General features: G+C 60.8%; 21 protein-coding genes. 12 read left to right on the top strand and 9 right to left on the bottom strand.

Annotation, left to right across the window (positions count from 1 at the left end):
- Positions 1 to 4: 4 nt before the first annotated feature.
- Positions 5 to 838, top strand: coding sequence for an AraC family transcriptional regulator (locus tag DKB71_RS15670; RefSeq protein WP_408600975.1), 834 nt, complete (start codon positions 5 to 7; stop codon positions 836 to 838).
- Here the strand turns inward: DKB71_RS15670 and DKB71_RS15665 are convergent, their stop codons facing one another.
- On the bottom strand, positions 839 to 1,426 hold the full coding sequence (locus DKB71_RS15665) for a LysE family translocator (RefSeq protein ID WP_408600974.1): 588 nt from the start codon (positions 1,424 to 1,426) through the stop codon (positions 839 to 841). It lies immediately after the preceding gene.
- Between the two features lie 81 nt (positions 1,427 to 1,507).
- The gene (locus DKB71_RS15660; RefSeq protein WP_408600973.1) at positions 1,508 to 2,839 is read right to left on the bottom strand and encodes a PLP-dependent aminotransferase family protein; all 1,332 of its coding nucleotides are present in this window, start codon (positions 2,837 to 2,839) and stop codon (positions 1,508 to 1,510) included.
- Positions 2,840 to 2,926: 87 nt separating this feature from the next.
- Here DKB71_RS15660 and DKB71_RS15655 point away from each other — a divergent pair, with 87 nt between their 5' ends.
- The gene (locus DKB71_RS15655) at positions 2,927 to 3,823 is read left to right on the top strand and encodes a DMT family transporter (RefSeq protein ID WP_408600972.1); all 897 of its coding nucleotides are present in this window, start codon (positions 2,927 to 2,929) and stop codon (positions 3,821 to 3,823) included.
- Positions 3,824 to 3,890: 67 nt separating this feature from the next.
- Here DKB71_RS15655 and DKB71_RS15650 read toward each other — a convergent pair whose 3' ends face one another.
- Positions 3,891 to 4,796 (bottom strand): hypothetical protein, encoded by a 906-nt coding sequence (locus tag DKB71_RS15650; protein ID WP_408600971.1) that lies wholly within the window; start codon positions 4,794 to 4,796, stop codon positions 3,891 to 3,893.
- A gap of 226 nt (positions 4,797 to 5,022) precedes the next feature.
- On the opposite strand from DKB71_RS15650, the gene DKB71_RS15645 reads away from it, so the two are divergent.
- From DKB71_RS15645 to DKB71_RS15630, 4 genes are all read left to right on the top strand, one after another.
- Positions 5,023 to 5,643, top strand: coding sequence for a LysE family translocator (locus DKB71_RS15645; RefSeq protein ID WP_408600970.1), 621 nt, complete (start codon positions 5,023 to 5,025; stop codon positions 5,641 to 5,643).
- A 29-nt stretch (positions 5,644 to 5,672) separates the two neighbouring features.
- Positions 5,673 to 6,620, top strand: a complete 948-nt coding sequence (locus tag DKB71_RS15640) for a Dyp-type peroxidase (protein ID WP_408600969.1) — start codon at positions 5,673 to 5,675, stop codon at positions 6,618 to 6,620.
- A 176-nt stretch (positions 6,621 to 6,796) separates the two neighbouring features.
- Positions 6,797 to 7,879 (top strand): methylated-DNA--[protein]-cysteine S-methyltransferase, encoded by a 1,083-nt coding sequence (locus DKB71_RS15635; RefSeq protein ID WP_323627151.1) that lies wholly within the window; start codon positions 6,797 to 6,799, stop codon positions 7,877 to 7,879.
- Positions 7,880 to 7,918: 39 nt separating this feature from the next.
- The gene (locus tag DKB71_RS15630; RefSeq protein WP_274076345.1) at positions 7,919 to 8,536 is read left to right on the top strand and encodes a DNA-3-methyladenine glycosylase; all 618 of its coding nucleotides are present in this window, start codon (positions 7,919 to 7,921) and stop codon (positions 8,534 to 8,536) included.
- 108 nt (positions 8,537 to 8,644) lie between these two features.
- Here the strand turns inward: DKB71_RS15630 and DKB71_RS15625 are convergent, their stop codons facing one another.
- The 3 genes from DKB71_RS15625 to DKB71_RS15615 form a co-directional block, all read right to left on the bottom strand.
- The gene (locus tag DKB71_RS15625) at positions 8,645 to 9,742 is read right to left on the bottom strand and encodes an extracellular solute-binding protein (RefSeq protein WP_408600968.1); all 1,098 of its coding nucleotides are present in this window, start codon (positions 9,740 to 9,742) and stop codon (positions 8,645 to 8,647) included.
- 3 nt (positions 9,743 to 9,745) lie between these two features.
- Entirely contained in the window at positions 9,746 to 10,855 is a 1,110-nt protein-coding gene (aguA, locus tag DKB71_RS15620; RefSeq protein WP_408600967.1) for an agmatine deiminase, read from the bottom strand.
- A gap of 100 nt (positions 10,856 to 10,955) precedes the next feature.
- Positions 10,956 to 11,840, bottom strand: coding sequence for a LysR substrate-binding domain-containing protein (locus tag DKB71_RS15615; protein WP_408600966.1), 885 nt, complete (start codon positions 11,838 to 11,840; stop codon positions 10,956 to 10,958).
- 325 nt (positions 11,841 to 12,165) lie between these two features.
- Between DKB71_RS15615 and DKB71_RS15610 the strand changes: the two genes are divergently transcribed.
- Entirely contained in the window at positions 12,166 to 12,654 is a 489-nt protein-coding gene (locus tag DKB71_RS15610; RefSeq protein ID WP_408600965.1) for a GFA family protein, read from the top strand.
- Here the strand turns inward: DKB71_RS15610 and DKB71_RS15605 are convergent.
- Positions 12,643 to 13,257, bottom strand: a complete 615-nt coding sequence (locus DKB71_RS15605; protein ID WP_408600964.1) for a tRNA-(ms[2]io[6]A)-hydroxylase — start codon at positions 13,255 to 13,257, stop codon at positions 12,643 to 12,645. The two genes, DKB71_RS15610 and DKB71_RS15605, sit on opposite strands and share 12 nt — an antisense overlap.
- Positions 13,258 to 13,418: 161 nt before the next feature.
- Between DKB71_RS15605 and DKB71_RS15600 the strand changes: the two genes are divergently transcribed.
- On the top strand, positions 13,419 to 14,282 hold the full coding sequence (locus DKB71_RS15600) for a universal stress protein (RefSeq protein WP_274076338.1): 864 nt from the start codon (positions 13,419 to 13,421) through the stop codon (positions 14,280 to 14,282).
- Positions 14,283 to 14,367: 85 nt separating this feature from the next.
- On the opposite strand, the gene DKB71_RS15595 is transcribed toward DKB71_RS15600, so the two are convergent.
- Positions 14,368 to 14,838, bottom strand: coding sequence for a DUF1289 domain-containing protein (locus DKB71_RS15595; RefSeq protein WP_408600963.1), 471 nt, complete (start codon positions 14,836 to 14,838; stop codon positions 14,368 to 14,370).
- Positions 14,839 to 15,245: 407 nt separating this feature from the next.
- On the opposite strand from DKB71_RS15595, the gene acnB reads away from it, so the two are divergent.
- The gene (acnB, locus tag DKB71_RS15590; RefSeq protein ID WP_274076361.1) at positions 15,246 to 17,846 is read left to right on the top strand and encodes a bifunctional aconitate hydratase 2/2-methylisocitrate dehydratase; all 2,601 of its coding nucleotides are present in this window, start codon (positions 15,246 to 15,248) and stop codon (positions 17,844 to 17,846) included.
- 151 nt (positions 17,847 to 17,997) lie between these two features.
- Here the strand turns inward: acnB and DKB71_RS15585 are convergent, their stop codons facing one another.
- Positions 17,998 to 19,278 carry a serine/threonine transporter gene (locus tag DKB71_RS15585; RefSeq protein WP_323605985.1) on the bottom strand — a complete coding sequence of 427 codons (1,281 nt, stop codon included), beginning with the start codon at positions 19,276 to 19,278 and terminating at the stop codon, positions 17,998 to 18,000.
- Between the two features lie 342 nt (positions 19,279 to 19,620).
- Between DKB71_RS15585 and DKB71_RS15580 the strand changes: the two genes are divergently transcribed.
- From DKB71_RS15580 to DKB71_RS15570, 3 genes are all read left to right on the top strand, one after another.
- Positions 19,621 to 20,004: a tautomerase family protein gene (locus DKB71_RS15580; RefSeq protein ID WP_323627145.1), complete on the top strand. Its 384-nt coding sequence runs from the start codon at positions 19,621 to 19,623 to the stop codon at positions 20,002 to 20,004.
- Positions 20,005 to 20,033: 29 nt separating this feature from the next.
- Positions 20,034 to 20,627 (top strand): TetR/AcrR family transcriptional regulator, encoded by a 594-nt coding sequence (locus DKB71_RS15575; RefSeq protein ID WP_408600962.1) that lies wholly within the window; start codon positions 20,034 to 20,036, stop codon positions 20,625 to 20,627.
- Between the two features lie 138 nt (positions 20,628 to 20,765).
- Positions 20,766 to 21,728, top strand: coding sequence for a 2-hydroxyacid dehydrogenase (locus tag DKB71_RS15570; RefSeq protein WP_323605991.1), 963 nt, complete (start codon positions 20,766 to 20,768; stop codon positions 21,726 to 21,728).
- Positions 21,729 to 21,859: the final 131 nt, after the last annotated feature.

Below are 21,859 nucleotides of genomic sequence, written 5' to 3'. Positions count from 1 at the left end.
GACCATGAAGCCCGCGACACCCAGGGACACCGACAAGGCCCCGCGCTTCTGGCGCGATGATGCCCTGCCCTTCATCGAAGCCCGCTCCATCGCCGACGGGCGTGAGGTCTGTTACACCCGGCATGCCCACGAGCACTTTTCCATCGGTGCGATCACCGCCGGGCGCAGTACCTATGTCCATGAGCAATCGAACTCCGAGGTTTGTGCCGGCACCGTGGTGCTGATGAACCCCGGTGATGTGCATGCCTGCAATCCGATCGACGATCAGCCCTGGTCGTACCTGATGCTGTATGTCGACAGCCCATGGCTCACCGACTTGCAGCATCAGCTGGGCTTGAGCAACGATCTGGCGTTTCGCCGGTTCGCGGTCACCCATACCGCAGACCCTGGCCTCTTCATGGGTTTGCAGGCTTTGTATCAGGTGCTGGTCGACGAGCAGCAAGACGTGATGTGTAAACACAGCGCTGCGGTGGAGTTTTTCACCGAAGTGCAGCTACGCCTGAACCCGACCGAACAACCGCTGCGCGAGCCCAACTTCAAGCTTGAGCGCGCCGCCGACTTCATTCGCGAGCACTGCACGCAGATGCTCAAGCTCGAAGACATCTGCCAGGCGGCGCAATTGTCGCCGTCCTACCTGATCCGCGCCTTCAAGCAGCATTACGGCATGACACCCCACGCCTTCCTGGTCAACCGCCGCATCCAGTTCGCCCGGGATCAACTGCGCAATGGCAAGCTGATCGCCGACGTGGCGCTGGAAGCAGGATTTGCCGATCAGGCGCATTTCCAACGGGCGTTCAAGCAGCATCTGGCGGCAACGCCAGGGCAGTATCGCGGTTGATTAAGGCACCAACAGATACACCGCACTCACCGCCAACAACAACGCCATGCCCCGATTGAACAAGCGCATGCCCGCCGGATTGTTCAGGTAGCCACGCAAAAACGTCCCGGCGTAGGCCCAGCAACCGACCGACAGGTAGCAAATCACCAGGTACACCGCCGCGAACTGCCACACCAGGCGGGCCTCGCCATCGGCGACGAAGGCGCCCATGCCGGCCACGCAGGCCAGCCAGGCTTTCGGGTTGAGCCATTGCATGACCGCGCCGTACAGCATCGACGGCGCGCGGCTCGAATCCTTTGCCTGCAGTTGCCCGTCGTCGGCGGCCAGCTTGAACGCCATGTACAACAGGAACGCCACCCCGGCCCACTGCACGACCTGGGTCATTGCCGGCCACAGCAGCAACAGTTCATGCAACCCCAGCCCCATCAGCACCAGCAGCAACACGAAGCCCAGCGTCGCCCCGGCCACATGGCGCTGACTGGCGCGAAAGCCGAAGCGCGCCCCCGAACCCAGGGCCACGATATTCACGGGCCCCGGCGTGATGGAAGCGGCCAACGCAAACGCCGCCATGGACATGATCAAACTCATTTGCACACCTGCTCAGTCAGTTGAACCAGGCGTCAATGTAAGGAGCCCTGTGCTGCGCGTATTGAAGAAAACTGCCCTGGGCTATGAGTAATAGTCGACCACCTTCTTCACCTTCACCAACGCCTGGCGCAGCGCGACCATGTCCACCGAGCCCAGCGCCAGACGTATCGCGTGGGGGACATGGGGGCTAATCGCAAAGGGTTCGGCGGGCGACACCGACACCTGCTCGCGCATCAACGCCATGGCGATCTGGTCGGCCCGGGCGTCCTCGGCCAAGGGCAGCCAGATGAAATACGAAGACGGATGGCTGATGGTCCTGAGTCCCGCCAGCACCTCACGGGCCAAGGCTTGCCGGGCTTGTGCGTCCACACGCTTTTGCCCCTCGAGTTTGCTGACAGTGCCGTCGTCGAGCCAGGCCGAGGCAATGGCCGTCATCACCCCGGGGGTGTTCCAGGTGGTCGCCATGATGGTGCGTTCAAATCCGGCAATCCATGGCGCCGGCGCGGCGACAAAACCGACGCGCAACCCGGTGGCGACATTCTTCGATAAACCGCTGACGTACACCGTTCTTTCCGGCGCCATTGCAGCCAGGGGTGGCGGGACGTCTTCGGCGAGGAAAGCGTAGGCCGCGTCCTCGATGATCGTCAGGTCATGCCGGCGTGCGATCGCCACCAGATGCTCGCGCTGATCGGCGTCCAGCACCCAGCCCAACGGATTGTGCAAGGTCGGCATCGAGTAGACGGCCCGCACCGGGCGAAGCCGGCACAGTTTGTCCAGGACAGGCAAATCAGGCCCCTTGTCCGTGACGGGAATGGGCAGGACTTCAAGATGCAGGGTTTCGGCCAGCGTCTTGAAGCCCGGATAGGTCAAGGCGTCCGCGGCAATCACATCGCCGGGCTTGAGCAGGGTCATCATCGCCACCGTCAGGCCATGCTGGGCGCCACTGACGATCAGCACCTGTTCGGCCGGTACGTTCAGGCCGCGTTCGAGCAGATGACGGGCGAATGCCGCCCGCTCATGCAGGCGCCCGGCGTGGGGCTGATAGCGCAGCAGGGCCTCCAGGTCACCGGACAGCGCGAGTTGACGCAACGCGTTACGCAACAGATCGGCCTGACCGGGCAATGACGGGTAGTTGAAGTTGAGGTCGATCATCCCTGCCGCCACCACCGACTGGGAAATGCCCTGCCCCGGCGGCAATGAGGTCTCCCGGATAAAGGTCCCGCGCCCGGTTTCGCCGCTGACCAGGCCCATGCTCTCGAGCTCGGCATAGACCCGGCTGGCCGTGACCAAGGCCAAGCCGTGCTCAGCAGCCAATTGGCGGTGAGTCGGCAGACGCGTACCGGGCGGCAAACGTCCGGCGCGGATCTCGGCGGCATATGCATCCACCAGTGTTTTGTAGCGGGAACGAGGCATGTCGAGATGTATCCATGACAATTTTTTGATTGTACCGATAGTCAATCATACGATGGCTTTCGTGCAACCCAACAATGAGTGAGCCAAATGGAACGGACTTCAAACGTGCAAAACCCGGCGCTGGAAAGCAGTGCCCGCGGATGGATCAATGGCCTGATCGGCGTGGTGATTTTCAGTGGCTCGCTGCCTGCGACGCGGGTGGCGGTGCTGGAATTCGACCCGGTGTTCCTGACGGTGGCCCGCGCCACCCTTGCAGCCATCCTGGCCCTGTGCCTGCTGTTGCTGTTCAAGGAAAAACGCCCCGCGCGCAATCAGCTTGTGCCCTTGTTGATCGTGGCACTCGGCGTGGTGGTGGGGTTTCCGCTGTTGACCGCGCTGGCGCTGCAATACGTTACTTCCGCGCATTCCATCGTCTTCGTCGGCCTGCTGCCACTGGCGACCGCGGTGTTCGGTGTCCTGCGCGGTGGCGAGCGCCCACGGCCGGTGTTCTGGTGTTTCTCGGTGCTGGGCAGCCTGCTGGTGGTCGGATTCGCCGTCGCCCAGGGCCTGACGGCGTCACCCCAGGGTGACATCCTGATGCTGCTGGCGATCCTGGCCTGCGGGCTCGGTTATGCCGAAGGCGCGAAGTTGTCCCGCACACTGGGCGGCTGGCAAGTGATTTGCTGGGCGCTGGTACTGGCACTGCCGGTCATGGCCGCATTGACCTTGTGGCGGCTGCCCGCAACCTTTGCCAGCATCAGTACACCAGCCTGGGTCAGCCTGGCCTACGTGTCCCTTTTCAGCATGCTGATCGGGTTTGTGTTCTGGTATCGCGGGCTGGCGCAGGGCGGAATTGCGGCCGTGGGGCAACTGCAACTGCTGCAGCCGTTTTTTGGCTTGGCGCTGGCGACGACATTGCTGCATGAAAAGGTCAGCATTGGCATGCTGGCGGTCACTGTGGCGGTGATTCTTTGTGTGGCGGGTGCGAAGAAATTCGCGAAGTAGATTATCGGTTCGCAACAAATTCCCCCGCTTAACCCGCTTGTTTAACAGGCTGGAAAAGCGTGGGCCGTTACGCGGTCACCGTGTAGCGATAACCCACACTGGTCAGCCGCCCATGAAAAGCCAGCGTCGCCTCCGAGGTGCCAAGGGTGTTGGTCGGCAAATGTACATAGCGCAGGTTTTGATCGAGATACGCACCTGGACTGCCAATGATTTCAACACCGCCCGGTTCATACAGGTAGTCACCTGGCGTCAGGGCCTGCTCAAATATTTTCTGCAGCCTGATGGACATCGAACTGTTTTGCCTCACATTGCCCAGCTCAAAAACGCCCAAGGCTTGATTGCGGGCATTGATGCTGGTGGTCGAAGGCATGACATTCAAGACGGTCATGTCTTCAAACCCGTTGCTTTGCACCAACATGAATTTGAGGGCGATCAGCCTGGAAAGGGAATCGGGTAGTTTTCCGCAGAGGTTATTGTTATTACCCACGTCAAAGCGTTCCAGTTTGATCAGGTTACCGATCGACTCCGGAATACCGCCTCTGAGAATGCCCCGCGGTGACTGAGAACTCAGATTCAGGCTGGTCAGGTTGTTGAGATTGCCGATCCACTCCGGAATTGATTTGATTGAGTTGTTGACGAAATGCGCCGACGTCAACTTTGCTAACGTCCCAAATTCTTCAGGAAGGCGAGTGATCAATTGATTTTCTATCATCAGGTCCTGCAAATTGCGCAGATGTCCAATGCCTTGCAGGCTGGTGATTCTTCTCGGCTGCCCGCTCAACACCCGTAACACCGTCACTTTATCCAGCATGTCCTGCGTCACCGTGTCTTCGATCGTCACCGGCGTGTTCGTGGCTGCCGAGATATGCTCGGCCGCCACGTGTGCAAATGCAATATCGTCAAAAAGCGTCTTGATCGGCGCCGGGATTGTCACTGCGGCAAAAGTTTTTACAGTTGCAGTATTCGAAGTCATGTCGGTCACTTGGCCATTGAGTAATGACTCCTTTTTAACGCATCGCCGAAATGCTTTTAACTGTCACAACTGTCAGGTAGCTAGACCCGTTTGGAATAATCGGGAGCGCCTGGCGGCAAATAGTTACCGCCCCCCTTGATTGTACGGTGCCTGCGGTTCACGACTGTACGGGTCAAGCCGCACGGCACCTGTGGTAAAAATATCGCCCTCGCTACTGGAGCCGATAATGGACCTCGCCACCCTCTCCCTCTTTCTCCCGGCCTGCTTCGCCCTGAACATGGCGCCAGGCCCGAACAACCTGCTGTCGGTCAGCAACTCGACCCGCTATGGCTACCGCACCGCATGCCTGGCCGGCATCGGTCGTTTGCTGGCGTTCGCCGCAATGATCGCCCTCGCCTCGGCCGGTCTGGCGGTGGTGCTGCAAACCTCGGAATTGCTGTTCTACGGGATCAAGATTCTCGGTGCGGCGTACTTGTTTTATCTTGCCTGGCAATTGTGGCGGGCCAACCCCGGCGCAGAAACCGCCGTAACCACCCCGCCGGCGGGCATGCTGGCGTTGGCCCGGCAGGAGTTTCTGGTGGCGGCCGGCAACCCTAAGGCGATCCTGATCTTCACCGCGTTCCTGCCGCAATTTGTCGATCCGACCCTCGCGATCACGCCACAATTCGCCCTGCTGGGAGCACTGTTTCTGATCCTGGAATGGATCGCCATCGGCGCCTACGCTTACATGGGCCTGCACATGCGCCGCTGGTTTGCCAAACCGTCGGGCAAGCGGCTGTTCAATCGCTTCTGCGCGGGTTTGTTGTCGGCGGCGGCTTCAGTGTTGCTGATGGCGCGTCGGGCCTGAATCAACTACCGCTCATGGGGCGCATGCCAATGGATCAATCTACGCCGGACGCTCAGGCCATCTGCAGCCCCATCACCCGCAGCGCGATCTTCATCGTGGCAACCCTGGTTCCCGGCAGTGAAGCCGCGAGCAAAGTGCGGGGCTGGTGTGCAGACGTCGCAGCTCTCACGCGCTCGGTGGGCAAACGCGTTCCCGCCGGGAACCTGTCGTGCATCTGTGGCTTCGGCTCCACCGCTTGGGACACCTTGTTTGGCCACCCGCGCCCCGCCGCGCTGCACGGCTTCCGCGAATTCGGATCGGAGGAACGTCGCGCCATTTCCACCCCTGGCGACCTCCTGCTGCACATCCGCGCTGAACATATGGACTTGTGCTTCGAACTGGCGACGCAACTGCTCTCGGCGCTTGACGGTGCGGTTGCGGTCGTCGATGAAGTCCAGGGGTTCCGCTATTTCGACATGCGCAGCATCATCGGCTTTGTCGATGGCACCGAAAACCCCGTCGGGCGCAAGGCTGTCGGCTTCACGATTGTCGGCGATGAAGACCCTGGATTCAGCGGAGGCAGCTATGTGCTGGTGCAGAAGTACCTGCACAAAATGAATGCCTGGAACGCGTTATCCGTCGAGGCGCAGGAGCGCATTATCGGGCGCACCAAACTGTCGGATATCGAACTCGACGACTCGGTCAAACCGGACAATTCCCACAGTGCCCTGACGACCATCACCAAAGATGGGGAAGAAGTGAAGATCCTGCGCGACAACATGCCGTTCGGGCGGCCCGGTGCGGGAGAATTCGGCACCTATTTCATCGGCTATGCGCGCTCGCCCGATCCGCTGGAACAGATGCTCGAGAACATGTTTGTCGGCAAGCCTGCGGGTAATTACGACCGCTTGCTGGATTTCAGCACCGCTGTCACTGGTGGCTTGTTTTTCACGCCCTCGGCGGATCTGCTGGAAGAACTGGCGGATCGCGAGCCCTGAAACTGAAAAGGTTACCCTTGTAGGAGCTGCCGAAGGCTGCGATCTTTTGATCTTTTTTTTCAAGATCAAGATCAAAAGATCGCAGCCTTCGGCAGCTCCTACAGGTCATTGCAAAACCGGAATTCTCTGTTCATTTTCCGGTGGAGACTGTCCCTGCCCCGTTCTATGCTTCGCCCATGAACCTACCACACACACTGCTTCCGCCCCACGCCGAGATGGTCCGCGCCATGCTCGAACGAGACACCACCTACGAAGGGGTGTTTTTTACTGCGGTCAAGACCACCGGGATCTTCTGCCGCCCCGGTTGCACCGCACGCAGCCCGAAACCGGAGAACGTCGAGTTCTTCGCTCACGCCGACGAGTGCCTGGCGGCGGGCTACCGAGCCTGCCTGCGATGCAAACCCATGGACGCCGCCGCGATTGCGCCGGACTGGGTGCAGAAGCTGCTTAAATCGGTAGACCTTGATCCGGACATTCGCTGGACCGACGCCCAATTGCAGGCCGAAGGCATCGAACCGCTGAAACTGCGGCGCTGGTTCAAGCAGCATTTCGGCATGACTTTCCACGCCTGGCTGCGCACCCGCCGCTTGGGCATGGCATTGGGCGGCATCAAACAGGGGGACTCGATCGACAGCGCCGCGTTCGACTCAGGCTACGAATCCCTGAGCGGCTTTCGCGATGCGTTTCAAAAGTCCTTCCACATCACCCCGGGACGCGCCGCCAACAGTGAGCCGCTGCTGTTCACCCGGTTGACGACGCCGCTGGGGCCGATGATCGCCATGGCCGAGCGCCGTGGGCTGGTGCTCCTGGAATTTCTCGACCAGCCTTCGCTGACCCGCGAAGTGCAAAGCCTGCAAAGTCGCCATGGTTATGCCGTGGCGCCGGGACACAACGGGCATTTGCAGCAAGTCGAAGAGCAACTGACCGAGTATTTCGCCGGCGAGCGTACTGAATTCAGCGTCCCCCTGCACATGCCCGGCAGCGAGTTCTCCCGCCAGGTCTGGGCCGAGCTGGCCCACATCCCCTACGGCCACACCACCACCTACGGCGCGATTGCCGCCACCCTGGGCAAACCCGGCGCCAGCCGCGCCGTCGGCCTGGCCAACGGTCACAACCGCCTTTCGATCATCGTACCCTGCCATCGGGTGATCGGCGCCGATGGCTCGCTGACCGGCTACGCTGGAGGCCAGCCGCGCAAGGCGTTCCTGCTCAGGCTGGAAAAGGCGGCGGTGCAGATCACCGAGCAATTGGCCTTCTGATCACAGGCTGCGTTCGCCCAGCCCCGCCAAGGATCCTTCATGCCTGACCCCTACCGCCTGGCCAGCCAATGGCTGGCAAATCTGGATGACGACTGGCGTCGGCACATCGACGCTGTCGGCCCGTGCCTGCATCAACCCCACGCCGCCCGCGATCCCTATGAGTCGCTGGTGCGGGCGATTGCCTACCAGCAACTGCACGCCAGGGCCGGGGATGCGATTGTCGGTCGATTGCTGGCGCTGTACCCCTCGGTGGCGTTTCCGCGGCCTGAGCAGATCGTGGCGACAGATTTTGATCGACTGCGCAGTTGCGGCTTTTCCGCCAGCAAGATTGCGACCATCCAGGGCATCGCCCAGGCGGCGCTCGATGGCGTAGTACCGGATTACGCCACAGCGCTGGCGATGGACGATGAAGCGCTGATCGAGCGCCTGGTCACCCTGCGCGGCGTGGGTCGCTGGACCGTGGAAATGCTGCTGATCTATAGCCTGGAGCGGCCGGACATTTTGCCGGCCGATGACTTTGGCGTGCGCGAGGGCTATCGACGGCTCAAGGGGCTTGAGGTGCAGCCGACGCGCAAGCAGATGATAGAGATCGGGTTGGCGTGGAGTCCGTATCGGACTGTGGCTGCCTGGTATTTGTGGCGGGTGCCTAACAGGTAGATCGCGTTATCGTTCTTCGCGAGCAAGCCCGCTCCCACATTTGACCGCGTTCTTCTGATGAAACTCGGATAAATGTGGGAGCGGGCTTGCTCGCGAAGACGTCAGCAATCACAACCCTGATTTCAACCGTGTAAACGCCCGGATCAACGCCTTGTTGAACGCCTTGCCATTGTCATTCTTGCTGTACAACGAAGCCCGCACCGCCTGCGCCGGATAGGTCCCCGGATCATTGCGGATCGCCGGGTCGATCAAGGTATCCGCCGCCGTGATCGCATTGGCGTAGTGGATGGTGTCGGTGATCGGCGCGATCACTTCAGGTGTCATCAGGTAATCCATCAAGGCCAGCCCTGCCTCGGGATGCGGGGCGTCCTTGGGGATGACCATGGCATCGAACCAGATCAGCGTACCCTCCCTGGGTATCCGGTACTGCAACGAAAACGGTTTGCTAGCCGCTTGCGCCTGCCCCGCCGCAATGGCCACGTTGCCATTCCACGACATCGCCACGCAGGTATTGCCGTTGGCCAGGTCGCTGATGTTCAGGTCATTGTCGAAGTAGCGAATGTACGGACGGATCTTCGCCAGTTGCTGCTCGGCCAGTTTCAGGTCATCGAGGCTCTGGCGGTTGATGTCCAGGCCCATGTACTTCATCACGGCAGCGAACACTTCATTGGGATCGTTGAGCAGGCTGACCCCGCAATCGGCGAATTTCGCCACCACCGCCGGGTCGAACAGCATGGCCCAGCTGTCGGTTGGCGCATCGGCCAGGCGCTGCTTCACCGCCTCTTCCTGATATCCCACCCCAGTGGTGCCCCAGGCGTAGATCCCGGCATAACGGTTCCCCGGATCGAACACCGCCATGTGCTGGCGGAACTCTTCGCCGACTCCGGCGAAGTGCGGTATTTGCTGCCTGTCCAGGGTCTGGATGGCACCGCTCTGGATCGCCCGGGACAGATGCTGTCCCGCCGTCAACACCAGGTCATAACCGCTACGACCGGTGAGCAGTTTGGTCTCGACGGTTTCCAGGGAGTCGAAGTGATCGGCGACGACACGGATACCGGTTTTTTTCTCGAAGTTGGTCAGCGTGTCCGGGGCCAGGTACTCGCCCCAGATGTACAGGTTCACCACCGGTTTGGGGGTGTCGGCGGCCTGCACACACAGGGGTGCAAGCACCAGCATTAACGCTTGGGTCAGTTTGTGCAGGCCCATTTTTTAAACTCCTTTGCCGGCGTACTGCGGCATGGTGATGCAGGCTACGTTGCCGCCGCCCAGGAGAATTTCCCGGGAGTTTTCGATGCCGACGATCTTGTGCCGGGGGAACAGTTCGGCCAGGGTCGCCAGCGCGACCTGATCATTGCGGTCGCCAAACAGCGGTACCACGATCGAGGTGTTACCGGCGTAGTAATTGATATAGGAGGCGCAGATTTTCGTACCCGCCTGACGTGTATGGGTGCTGTCCTGCTGATCCAGGCCCTCGGCCTCCTCCAGGGTCCACTCCAGCACGTCCGGTTGTGGCAGCTTGTGCACGATCAACTCGCGACCACGACTGTCGCGGGTACTGCGCAGGATGTCGTAGGCCTCCTGGTAGATTTCCCACTGCGGGTCGTCGCGATTGTCGGTCCATTGCAACACCACTTCACCGGGACGTACGAAGCACGCCAGATCGTCGACGTGGCCGTCGGTTTCGTCGAACTTGCACCCCCGTGGCAGCCAGATGACCTGTTCGGCGCCGAGGTAATCGGTCAAGCGGCGAGTGACTTCGTCCTTGCCCAGGTGCTGGTTGCGATTACGGTTGAGCAGGCATTGCTCGGTGGTGAGGATGCTGCCCTGGCCGTTGCTCTGGATGCCGCCGAGTTCGGCAATCAACGGCGCGCGATAGCGATCGAAGCGTTCGATTTCGAGGATTTTGCTGGCGATCTGGTCGTCCTTGTCCCAGGGGTAGTACAAGCCGCCGTCGAGGCCGCCGTAGGCGTTGAACTCGAAGTCGACGCCGCGCACTTCGCCGCTCTGGTCATTGACCACAAAGCACGGCCCGCTGTCGCGAAACCAGGTGTCGTTGCAGGTCATTTCCACCACCCGTACCTGCGGCGGCAATTGTCGGCGGGCGGTGGCGAATTGCGCGGCCGAGGCGCAGACGGTGACCGGTTCACTCTGGGCGATGGCGCTGACGATCTGCACCCAGACTTTCTGTGCCGGCTTGGCACCATTGCGCCAGACATCGGTGCGCTCCGGCCAGCCGAGCCAGCAGCCGGACTTGGCTTCGAATTCTCCGGGCAAACGGAAGCCGTCGGATTTAGGCGTGGAATCGAGCAAACGAGCCATGGGCAAACCTCATCAGTGGGCATTGGAATGACCACAGGCTAAGGTGGCCGGCCCTCTGCTCGCCAACGATGATTATTTCGGAATACTTGAATTAAATTCATCAATCGATCAGTTGATCGTTGAACCATTCCAGCATCTGCGTGACCGCTGGCCGCTCCAGGCGCACGCGCTCACACACCAGCGCGTATTGACCCAGGGCGGTCATGCTTGAGGTGAAAGGACGGACCAGGCGACCGCTGAGCAGATCTTCCTGGGCCGTCAGGTTATCGCCCATGGCCACGCCCTGCCCTTGGGCCGCGGCTTCCAGAGCCAAGCCGGCGTGGGCGAAGTACAGTTGCCGTTCGGGGCGCTGATCACCGGCATGGCTGGTGAGCCACGCGGTCCAGGTCTTGCCGTCCTGATCGTCGTGCAGCAGGCAGTGGCGCGCCAGGTCCCTGGGGTTTTTCAGGGTGCCCTGGTTGAACAGCCCGGGACTGCACACCGGGAAAAACTGCAACGCCGGCAAGGGCCGGACGAAATAGGCACTGCTGTCCACGGGACCGGTGCCATAGGTGATCGCCAGGTCGATGTCCTCGCCCGGCGCCGTGGCGTCGATCGGTTGCTCGTAAAGGTGCAAGGTGATGTGCGGATAACGCGCGTAAAAATCAGTGAGACGACTCATCAACCATTTCTGCGCGAGTTCAGCGGTGACCGCCAGGCGCAAGACCGCCAGGGACGATGGATCGCGAAGCTCGTCGCAGGCATCGCCGATCAGCTCGAAGGCTTGTTGCAGGCTTTGCATCAGCCGGCCAGCGGCCATGGTCGGGCGAATCTGCCGGCCTTCACGGACGAACAACGACACACCAAGCTGTTCTTCCAGCTGGCGGATCTGGTGGCTGACGGCGCTGTCGGTGACGCACAGCTCCGCCGCCGCCCGGCCGAAATGGGCGTGGCGGGCGGCGCATTCGAAGGTTCGCAGGGCGGCCAGGGAGGGTAATCGTCGCATCGGGTCGGGTCCGGGGTTCGAGGCGCTCATGCTGACCCGGTGGATCGTGGGCGTCCAGTAGGACCGCGTTATCGTTTTTCGCGAGCAAGCCCGCTCCCACAGTTGATCTGCGGTGTTCCCTGTGGGAGCGGGCTTGCTCGCGAAGACTTCAGCCCATTCACCGCTCACCCAACTGCCCATCACCCCAGCTAATGGTCGATGACGCCCCCGGAGTTGAGGTGCATGGTCAATCCTCAATCGGAGGGATTCGCGATGCTCGGTGCCGGTCGAGGCGCGCTGAGGGTCTAGGCTGTCTTGAGCTCGCTCAAGACAGCCGGAGGTTCTCATGCAACTCGAAGGTTCCTGCCATTGCGGCGCGGTGTCGTTCAGCCTCACCAGCGCCCACCCCTACCCGTACCAGCGCTGCTATTGCTCGATTTGCCGCAAGACCCAGGGCGGTGGCGGTTATGCGATCAACATCGCCGGTGACGCCAACAGCCTCAAAGTACGTGGGCGCAAGAACATCGCGATCTACCATGCCCTGCTCAAGGGCGAAGGCGAGAAACGCGCTCATCGCAGCAGCGCTGAGCGGCATTTTTGCTCGGTCTGCGGTTCGGGATTGTGGCTGTTCAGCCCAGAGTGGCCCGAGTTGATCCATCCGTTTGCGTCGGCCATCGATACACCGCTGCCGGTGCCGCCGGAGCATACGCACTTGATGCTCAGTTCCAGTGCGCCCTGGGTGGAAGCCGAGGTGCGGCCGGGGGATAAACAGTTTGATGTTTATCCCGAGGAGTCCATCGCCGAGTGGCATGAACGTCTGGGTTTAAGCCGCTGATAGTGCGGGCACACCACTGTGGAAACGAAATTCCACATCCGGCGACTCGATCAAGTCCTGCTCTGCGGCGCGGACCTTGTCGATCACCTGGGCGATGTCCTTGGCGTCCCCGTACTGATAGGCCAGCTTCAGGTACCCCTGGAAATGCCGGGCCTCGCTCTTGAGCAGGCCGAAGTAGAACTTGCCCAGTTCGTCGTCCAGATGCGGCACCAGTGCCTCAAAACGCTCACAACTGCGGGCCTCGATGAATGCGCCAACCACCAGGGTATCAACCAGTTTCACCGGCTCGTGACTGCGCACCACCTTGCGCAGCCCCGAGGCGTAACGCCCGGCGGACAGCTGACGCAACTCGATCTTGCGTTTTTTCATCAGGCGCATGACCTGCTCATGGTGCACCAGCTCTTCCCGGGCCAGGCGCGACATCATGTTGATCAATTCGACATGGGAGTGATACTTGGCAATCAGGCTCAACGCCGTGCTGGCGGCCTTGAATTCGCAGTTCTTGTGGTCGATCAGCAGGGTTTCCTGATCGGCCAGCGCGGCTTGAACCCAGCCGTCAGGGGTGCGGCAGCCGAGGAACTCGTGAATTTCGGGAAGGATCATGGGGCTCACGGAAAAATAGGTATAAATCGAAGGGCGCCGATTATACCGGCCTGCCCGCAGACCACCAGCCACTACCGTTGATATGCATCAAGTCACCGAATGTCGCGCAGCAACTATAGTTGTGCAACGCCATGCTTTTTCATTTTCAGGAGATCCCGATCATGCAAGCCATTCGCAGCATCCTGGTGGTCATCGACCCCGAGCATTCGGAAAGCCTGGCACTCAAACGCGCCAAACTGATTGCTGGCGTGACCCAGGCACACCTGCACCTGCTGGTCTGTGATCCCAAGCACGATCACAGCGCCATGCTCAGCGTGCTCAAGGCGGCGTTGCTGGAAGACGGTTACAACGTCACCACCGAGCAGGCCTGGAACCAGAGCCTGCACGAAACCATCGTCGACGTGCAGCAGGCGGAAGGCTGCGGGCTGGTGATCAAGCAGCACTTCCCCGACAGTTCGCTGAAAAAGGCCCTGCTGACGCCGGTGGACTGGAAACTGCTGCGCGCCTGCCCTACCCCGGTACTGCTGGTGAAAACCTCCGGTTCCTGGAAGGACAAAGTAATCCTGGCGGCCGTCGACGTTGGCAATATGGAAAGTGAGCACCGCCATTTGCACGACACCATCATCGATTACGGCTATGACATCGCCAGCCTGGCCAAGGCGCATCTGCATGTGATCAGTGCTCATCCATCGCCCATGCTGTCAGCGGCCGACCCGACGTTGCAGCTCAGCGAAACCATCGAGGCGCGCTATCGCGAACAGTGCCGGGCGTTCCAGGCGGAATTCGACATCGACAACGAACACCTGCACATCGCCGAAGGCCCGGCGGATGTATTGATTCCGTTCATGGTGCACAAACTGCAGGCGGCCGTGACGGTGATCGGCACAGTGGCGCGCACCGGGTTGTCAGGGACCTTGATCGGCAATACCGCGGAAGTGGTGCTCGATGCGGTGGAGAGCGATGTGCTGGTGCTCAAGCCGCAGGAGGTTGAGGACCACCTGGAGGAGTTGGCGGTGAAACATTGATTTGAAGATCAAAAGATCGCAGCCTTCGGCAGCTCCTACAAGGTGAACGCATTTCCCTGTAGGAGCTGCCGCAGGCTGCGATCTTTCAGGCGCCAAAGGCGTCTTTGAGGAACCCTGGCGCAATGTAGCGCTGATAGTGCGCCTCGGAGAGCAGGAAGAATTCCCGATCAATGGCATCGCGCAATTCCGGCAGGTTCCAGTCGCGAAATTCCGGCAACAGCACCATCCCGTAGGCTTCCAGATTGTTGATCACCCGGGCGCCCCGGGCGATCAGCTGGTAGGCCCAGCAATACTCGGACTGATGCGGCACGAAGCGGATCTTGCGCTGTTCCAGCTGCGTCCTGAGCAGCGCCGGGTCGAAAATTTCCACCTTGGCGGCCATCACCTGGGACAACAACTGCTCAAGACGCAGCCATACGGCGCGTTTTTCTTCCTCGTTGTAGCCGTTCCAGCGGATCACTTCGTGGTGGAAACGCTTGCAGCCACGGCACACCAGATCACCGTAAACAGTGGAGCAAAGGCCGACGCAGGGGGTCTTGATGGTCTGATTGGGCATAGGTAGGCAGAACGCGAAAAGCAAAACAGGATGGCATGTTAGCCCTTTGTCTAACATTGATCACCCCTCAAAGTTTCATGAGCCAACTTACCTTTAATTTTTTTTTGCCGTAGAATCAGCCTGCCTTTTTAGGCGCCAATGTCCGTTAGAAGCTGTTTTCAAAGCGTCACGAGCACAGTCGTTCCTTCAGAGCGGTGTTGGCGAAGGGTTTTTCCAGCGGGGAAAAGCCCAGCGCCAACCCTCATCAGCTCCCGTTCTGCAGGCGTAAAACTTTGAAAGCAGCTTCTGTAAGGAATTGTCGGTAATTCTGGCTAAGTGGCTCACAACGCCATGCAGCGCATGAGTACGGCAATTTCGGGATGAGCGTCCCGGACACCCATTTGGGACCACTGATGAGGGTAATAACTGTGCTTGAAGCCTACCGCAAACATATCGAAGAGCGCGCAGCACTGGGTATCGTTCCCCAGCCGCTAAACGCCGAACAAACTGCAGGCCTGGTCGAGCTGCTGAAGAATCCCCCGGCTGGCGAAGAAGCATTCCTCGTTGACCTGATCACCAATCGCGTTCCGCCTGGAGTGGACGAAGCAGCCTATGTCAAGGCCGGCTTCCTGTCCGCCATCGCCAAAGGCGAAGCCACCTCCCCCCTGATCGACAAGAAGCGCGCTGTTGAACTGCTCGGCACCATGCAGGGCGGCTACAACATCGTGACCCTGGTGAACCTGCTGGACGACGCCGAACTGGCGCCAGTGGCCGCCGAAGAACTCAAGCACACCCTGCTGATGTTCGATGCCTTCCACGACGTCGCTGAAAAAGCCAAGAACGGCAATGTACACGCCAAAGGCGTGCTGCAATCCTGGGCTGACGGCGAGTGGTTCGTGAAACGCCCGGTGCTGGCCGACAAGATCAGCCTGCGCGTGTTCAAGGTCTCCGGCGAAACCAACACCGACGACCTGTCCCCTGCTCCGGATGCCTGGTCCCGTCCGGACATCCCGTTGCACGCCCTGGCCATGCTGAAAATGGCGCGCGACGGCATCGTGCCGGACGCACAAGGCGTCACCGGTCCGATGAAGCAGATCGAAGAAATGCGCAACGCCGGCTTCCCGATCGCCTACGTGGGCGACGTGGTCGGTACCGGTTCTTCGCGTAAATCGGCGACCAACTCGGTGCTGTGGTTCTTCGGCGACGACGTTCCTTACGTGCCGAACAAGCGTGCCGGCGGTTTCTGCTTCGGCAACAAGATCGCTCCGATCTTCTACAACACCATGGAAGATGCCGGCGCACTGCCAATCGAATTTGACGTTTCCAACATGAACATGGGCGACGTGATCGACCTGTACCCTCATGCTGGCAAAGTCTGCAAGCACGGCACCGACGAAGTCCTGACCACCTTCGAAATGAAGACCCCGGTGCTGTTGGACGAAGTCCGTGCTGGCGGCCGTATCCCGCTGATCATCGGCCGTGGCCTGACCGAGAAGGCTCGTACCGAGCTGGGCCTGCCACCTTCGACCCTGTTCAAGAAGCCAGAAGCTCCGGCTGAAAGCACCAAGGGTTTCACCCTGGCGCAGAAAATGGTCGGCAAGGCTTGCGGCGTGACCGGCGTTCGTCCGGGCACCTACTGCGAACCGAAGATGACCACCGTGGGTTCCCAGGACACCACCGGTCCAATGACCCGTGACGAACTGAAAGACCTGGCGTGCCTGGGCTTCTCGACCGACCTGGTGATGCAGTCCTTCTGCCACACCGCGGCATATCCAAAGCCGATCGACGTGACCACCCACCACACCCTGCCTGACTTCATCATGACCCGCGGCGGCGTTTCCCTGCGTCCGGGCGACGGCATCATCCACTCGTGGCTGAACCGCATGCTGCTGCCAGACACCGTCGGTACCGGTGGTGACTCCCACACCCGTTTCCCGATCGGCATCTCGTTCCCGGCCGGTTCCGGCCTGGTGGCGTTCGCCGCCGCCACTGGCGTCATGCCGCTGGACATGCCTGAGTCGGTGCTGGTTCGCTTCAAGGGCGAACTGCAGCCAGGCGTCACCCTGCGTGACCTGGTTCACGCCATTCCTTACTACGCGATCCAGGCTGGCCTGTTGACCGTAGAGAAGAAAGGCAAGAAAAACGCCTTCTCCGGTCGCATCCTGGAGATCGAAGGCCTGCCTAAGCTGACCGTCGAGCAAGCGTTCGAACTGTCCGACGCCTCGGCTGAACGTTCGGCTGCCGGTTGCACCATCCAGCTGTCGAAAGAGTCGATCGCTGAATACCTGCAGTCCAACATCACCCTGCTGCGCTGGATGATCGGCGAAGGCTACGGCGATGCCCGTACCCTGGAGCGTCGTGCCCAGGCGATGGAAGCCTGGCTGGCCAACCCTGAACTGATGGAAGCGGACAAGGACGCCGAGTACGCCGAAATCATCGAGATCGACCTGGCCGACATCAAGGAGCCAGTACTCTGCGCTCCGAACGACCCGGACGACGCTCGCCTGCTCTCCAGCGTTGCTGGCGAGAAGATCGACGAAGTGTTCATCGGTTCCTGCATGACCAACATCGGCCACTTCCGCGCTGCCGGCAAGTTGCTGGAACAGGTCAAGGGTCAGCTGCCAACCCGTCTGTGGCTGTCGCCGCCGACCAAGATGGACGCTCACCAGCTGACCGAAGAAGGCTACTACGGCATCTACGGCAAGGCTGGCGCGCGCATGGAAATGCCGGGCTGCTCGCTGTGCATGGGTAACCAGGCACGTGTAGAGCCGAACTCGACTGTTGTGTCGACTTCGACCCGTAACTTCCCGAACCGTCTGGGTGACGGCGCGAACGTCTACCTGGCTTCGGCTGAGCTGGCGTCCGTGGCTTCCATCCTGGGTCGCCTGCCGACCGTCGAGGAGTACATGGAGTACGCTGGCAAGATCGACAGCATGGCGGCCGATGTCTACCGCTATCTGTCCTTCGACCAGATTGCCGAGTTCCGTGAAGCTGCTGCGAACGCCAACATCCCGGTCGTTCAAGCCTAACGCTGCAACGCAATGAAAAACGCCGCCCCTCGTGAGAGGGGCGGCGTTTTTTTATACCTTGAATCAAAAAGATCGCGGCCTGCGGCAGCTCCTGCAGGGACAAGTGAGCCCTGTAGGAGCTGCCGCAGGCTGCGATCTCTTGATCTTTACATTACGCGCTCAATGAGTAGATCAACGCCGAAATCGCCACCAGACCCACTGCAACTACAAACACATTGGAAGCCTGGCCACGATAACGCGCCATCGCCGGCACCTTGCGGATCGCATACATCGGCATCAGGAACAGGATCGCCGCGATCACCGGGCCACCCAGGGTTTCGATCATGCCGAGGATGCTCGGGTTCAGTGTGGCGACGATCCAGCACACCACCAGCATGAATGCCGCCACGATGCGGTCCAGGGTCTTGGCCGCCGGACGCTTGCCGCTCTTGACGATCAGGCCCTTGAGACCTTCACTGGCGCCTATGTAGTGGCCCAGGAACGACTTGGAGATGGCCACGAAGGCAATCAACGGCGCCGCGAAGGCGATGGTCGGGTTGCTGAAGTGGTTGGCCAGGTACGACAGGATCGACAGGTTCTGTGCTTTCGCCTCGGCCAGTTGTGCCGGCGACAGGGTCAGCACGCAGCTGAACACGAAGAACAGCACCATCACCACCATCAAGGCGTGGGCCCGGGACAGGATCTGCGAGCTGCGTTCTTCGGCGTGCTCGCCGTAACGACGCTTCTGGTCCACGGCGAACGCCGAGATGATCGGCGAATGGTTGAACGAGAACACCATCACCGGAATCGCCAGCCACAGGGTGTGCAGCAACGCCGACGGCTCAGGCAGCGTGCTGGCCGTGCTGAGGATGCCGCCGTTCCAGTGCGGAATCAGGAACACCGCCAGGAACAGCAGCGCGACGATGAACGGGTAGACCATCAGGCTCATGGCCTTGACGATCACCTGCTCACCGCAGCGCACCACGGCCAGCAGGCCGAGGATCAGCACCAACGACAGGACCGCACGCGGTGGCGGCATGATGTGCAACTGGTGTTCGAGGAAGCTGCCCACGGTGTTGGTCAGGGCCACGCTGTAGATCAACAGGATCGGGAAGATCGCGAAGAAGTACAGCAAGGTGATCAACGCGCCGGCCTTGAGACCGAAATGCTCTTCCACCACTTCGGTGATGTCCGCGCCTTCACGGCCGGACAGCACGAAGCGGGTCAGGCCGCGGTGTGCGTAGAAGGTCATCGGGAACGCCAGCAGCGCCAGCACCAGCAGCGGCCAGAAACCGCCCAGGCCCGCGTTGATCGGTAAAAACAGGGTGCCCGCACCAATCGCCGTGCCAAACAGGCCCAGCATCCAGGTGGTGTCCTGGCGATTCCAGCTCGAAAGCGTTGCGGGTGTCGCTGCTACAAAGCGTTCGTTAACGCTATTGGCCTGATCATTCATCCGGTGGGATCTCCACATTCCGGTCACTTGCCACCCGGCCAGAACGCGTCGGAATACCCGACAGGCAGCGCCCTGGCCGAAACAGGGGCGCGATTCTGGAGGATTAATGAACAGAAGCAAAGACTTAGGTGAGGAACGGTGGTGCCAGATTGGCGTTTTCTCCCCCTGTAGGAGCTGGCTTGCCAGCGATTGGCCCTCAAGCCATGCGTCGATCGCACCGACGCAATCGCCAGCAAGCCGGCTCCTACAAATGGCGTTTCATCGCGCGATCGTATGATCGGTTTGATAAAGGTCATCCATCATGTATTTTAAATGAACCTGCCCACCTCCCGGAGTCTTCCCATGCCACTGGTTCGCGTCGATCTCAAAAAACAGCAGGACCCCACCTACGCCAAACGTATCGGCCAACAGATCTACGCTGCCCTGCGCAGCGCGATTGGCGTGCCGGAAAACGATAACTTCCAGATCCTCGCCGAACACGACGAACAGCATTTCATCTTCGACCCCCAATACCTGGGCATCCAGCGCACCGACGCCCTGGTGGTCATCCAGATCACCCTCAGCGAAGGCCGAACCCTGGAGCAGAAGAAGCTGCTGTATAAAACCATCGTCGAAAACCTCAACACGCAACTGGCCGTGCGCCTGGAAGATGTTTTCATTAATCTGGTGGAAGTGAAGAAAGAGAACTGGTCGTTCGGCAACGGCATCGCCCAGTACGCCCTCTGACAGCCAACCCATAGACCTGTGAGCCGCCCATGCCCCGCGTTTCCCGCAAACAAGCCGACCTCAACCGCGAAATCATCGTCGAGGCCGCCACCCGGCTGTTTCGCGAACGCGGCCTGCACGGGATCAGCGTCGTCGACGTGATGGCGGCGGCGGGCCTGACCCATGGCGGTTTTTATGGCCACTTCGAATCCAGGGAAGCGCTGGCCAGAGAGGCCAGCGAGCGGGCATTCAAGGAGGTGGGGGCGAAATGGCGCGAACGGATCACCGGCGAAGACAAAGCGCAGGCGCGGCGAGCCTTGATCGAACCTTACCTTTCGATCGAAAGCCGCGACAATCCCGGTGAAAGCTGCCCGGTGGTGGCCTTTGCCGGCGACATGTGCCACGAACCCACCGACAGCAGCTTGCGTGAACCCTTCATGGCCGGCCTGAACCGGCTGCTCGAGGCCTTCGGCAACCTGATGGACTCGGACGATGCCACGCAAAACCGGCAGCAGGCGCTGGTACAATATTCGCTGATGGTTGGCGCACTGACACTGGCACGGGCTACCCGCGGTGACGCCCTGTCGGAGGAAATCCTCGAGGCGGCACAGACCTTCCTGAAAGAGCCCCCTGCTCTGGTTTGAAATTTCGGTGCGATCAAAAAAGATCGCAGGCTGCGCCAGCTCCTACACTGAGGAGCATGGCTGTTGCCAATCTGCCTCGCAGCCAGCACTCTCAACCGACTTTCGAGCCCGACGTTTCGTTGCCCACAGGAGCAAAGCATGCCTGCAACCGTTCTGGTACTGGTTGAAACCATCAATGATTACCTGCCCATTCTCGAACGCCAAGGCTTTCACCTGATCCTGGCGCCCACGCCCGCCGAGCGCGCCGAGGCCATCAGCCGCCACAGTGGCCAGATCGATGCGGTCCTGACCCGTGGCCCGCTCGGCCTGTACGGCGATGAAATCGCCGCCCTGCCCAACCTCAAGATCATCTGCGTGATTGGCGCGGGCTATGAACAGGTCGACCTGCAAGCCGCCGCCGACCGGGGCATCACCGTCACCAATGGCGCCGGGGTCAACGCCTCCTCGGTCGCGGACCATGCCATGTCGCTGCTGCTGGCGCTGGTACGTGACATCCCCCGCTGCGATGCCGCCGTACGCCGGGGTGAATGGCCGAAAATCATGCGCCCTTCCCTCGCCGGCAAGCGCCTGGGCATTCTCGGCCTCGGCGCGGTCGGCATGGCCATCGCCAAACGTGCCGGCGCGGGCTTCGACATGAGCGTGAGCTACCACAACCGCCAGCACCGCAGCGATGTACCCTACAAGTTCTGCTCGACACCCACTGAACTGGCCCGGGCCTCGGATTTCCTGATCGTCGCCACCCCGGGGGGGCTGGGCACCAAGCACCTGATCAACAAGCAGGTACTCGAGGCCCTCGGCCCCAACGGTTTTTTCGTCAACATCGCCCGGGCCAGCGTGGTGGTCACCGCCGACCTGATCAGCGCGCTCGAGCAACGGCGCATCGCCGGCGCCGCCCTGGATGTCTTCGATGCCGAGCCCAAGGTGCCGGATGCCCTCAAGGCCCTGGCGAACGTCATCCTCAGCCCGCACGTAGCCGGACTGTCCCCCGAGGCCACCCAGGGCACCGTGGAACTGGTGGGCCGTAACCTCGTGGCGTTTTTTTCCGGCCAGCCGGTGCTGACCCCCATCGAGCTGCCGAAGGGCGTGACCCAGGCCGTCTAGCCGGACAATTCAAACAGGTGTATCAAAAGCAATGATTGCCCGGCAACACGCTCACCTATAAGGGCGGGCGGAGGTTGTGGGTGCCGGGTGCGCGCATTAGATTAGCCAATAGTTTCAGGCCACCAGAATAA

This window comes from Pseudomonas sp. PLMAX, assembly GCF_046042685.1.
Lineage (GTDB): Bacteria > Pseudomonadota > Gammaproteobacteria > Pseudomonadales > Pseudomonadaceae > Aquipseudomonas > Aquipseudomonas putida_AE.
The sequence above is the reverse complement of the archived record's forward strand: the minus strand, read 5'-3'. Positions and strand labels throughout refer to the sequence as shown.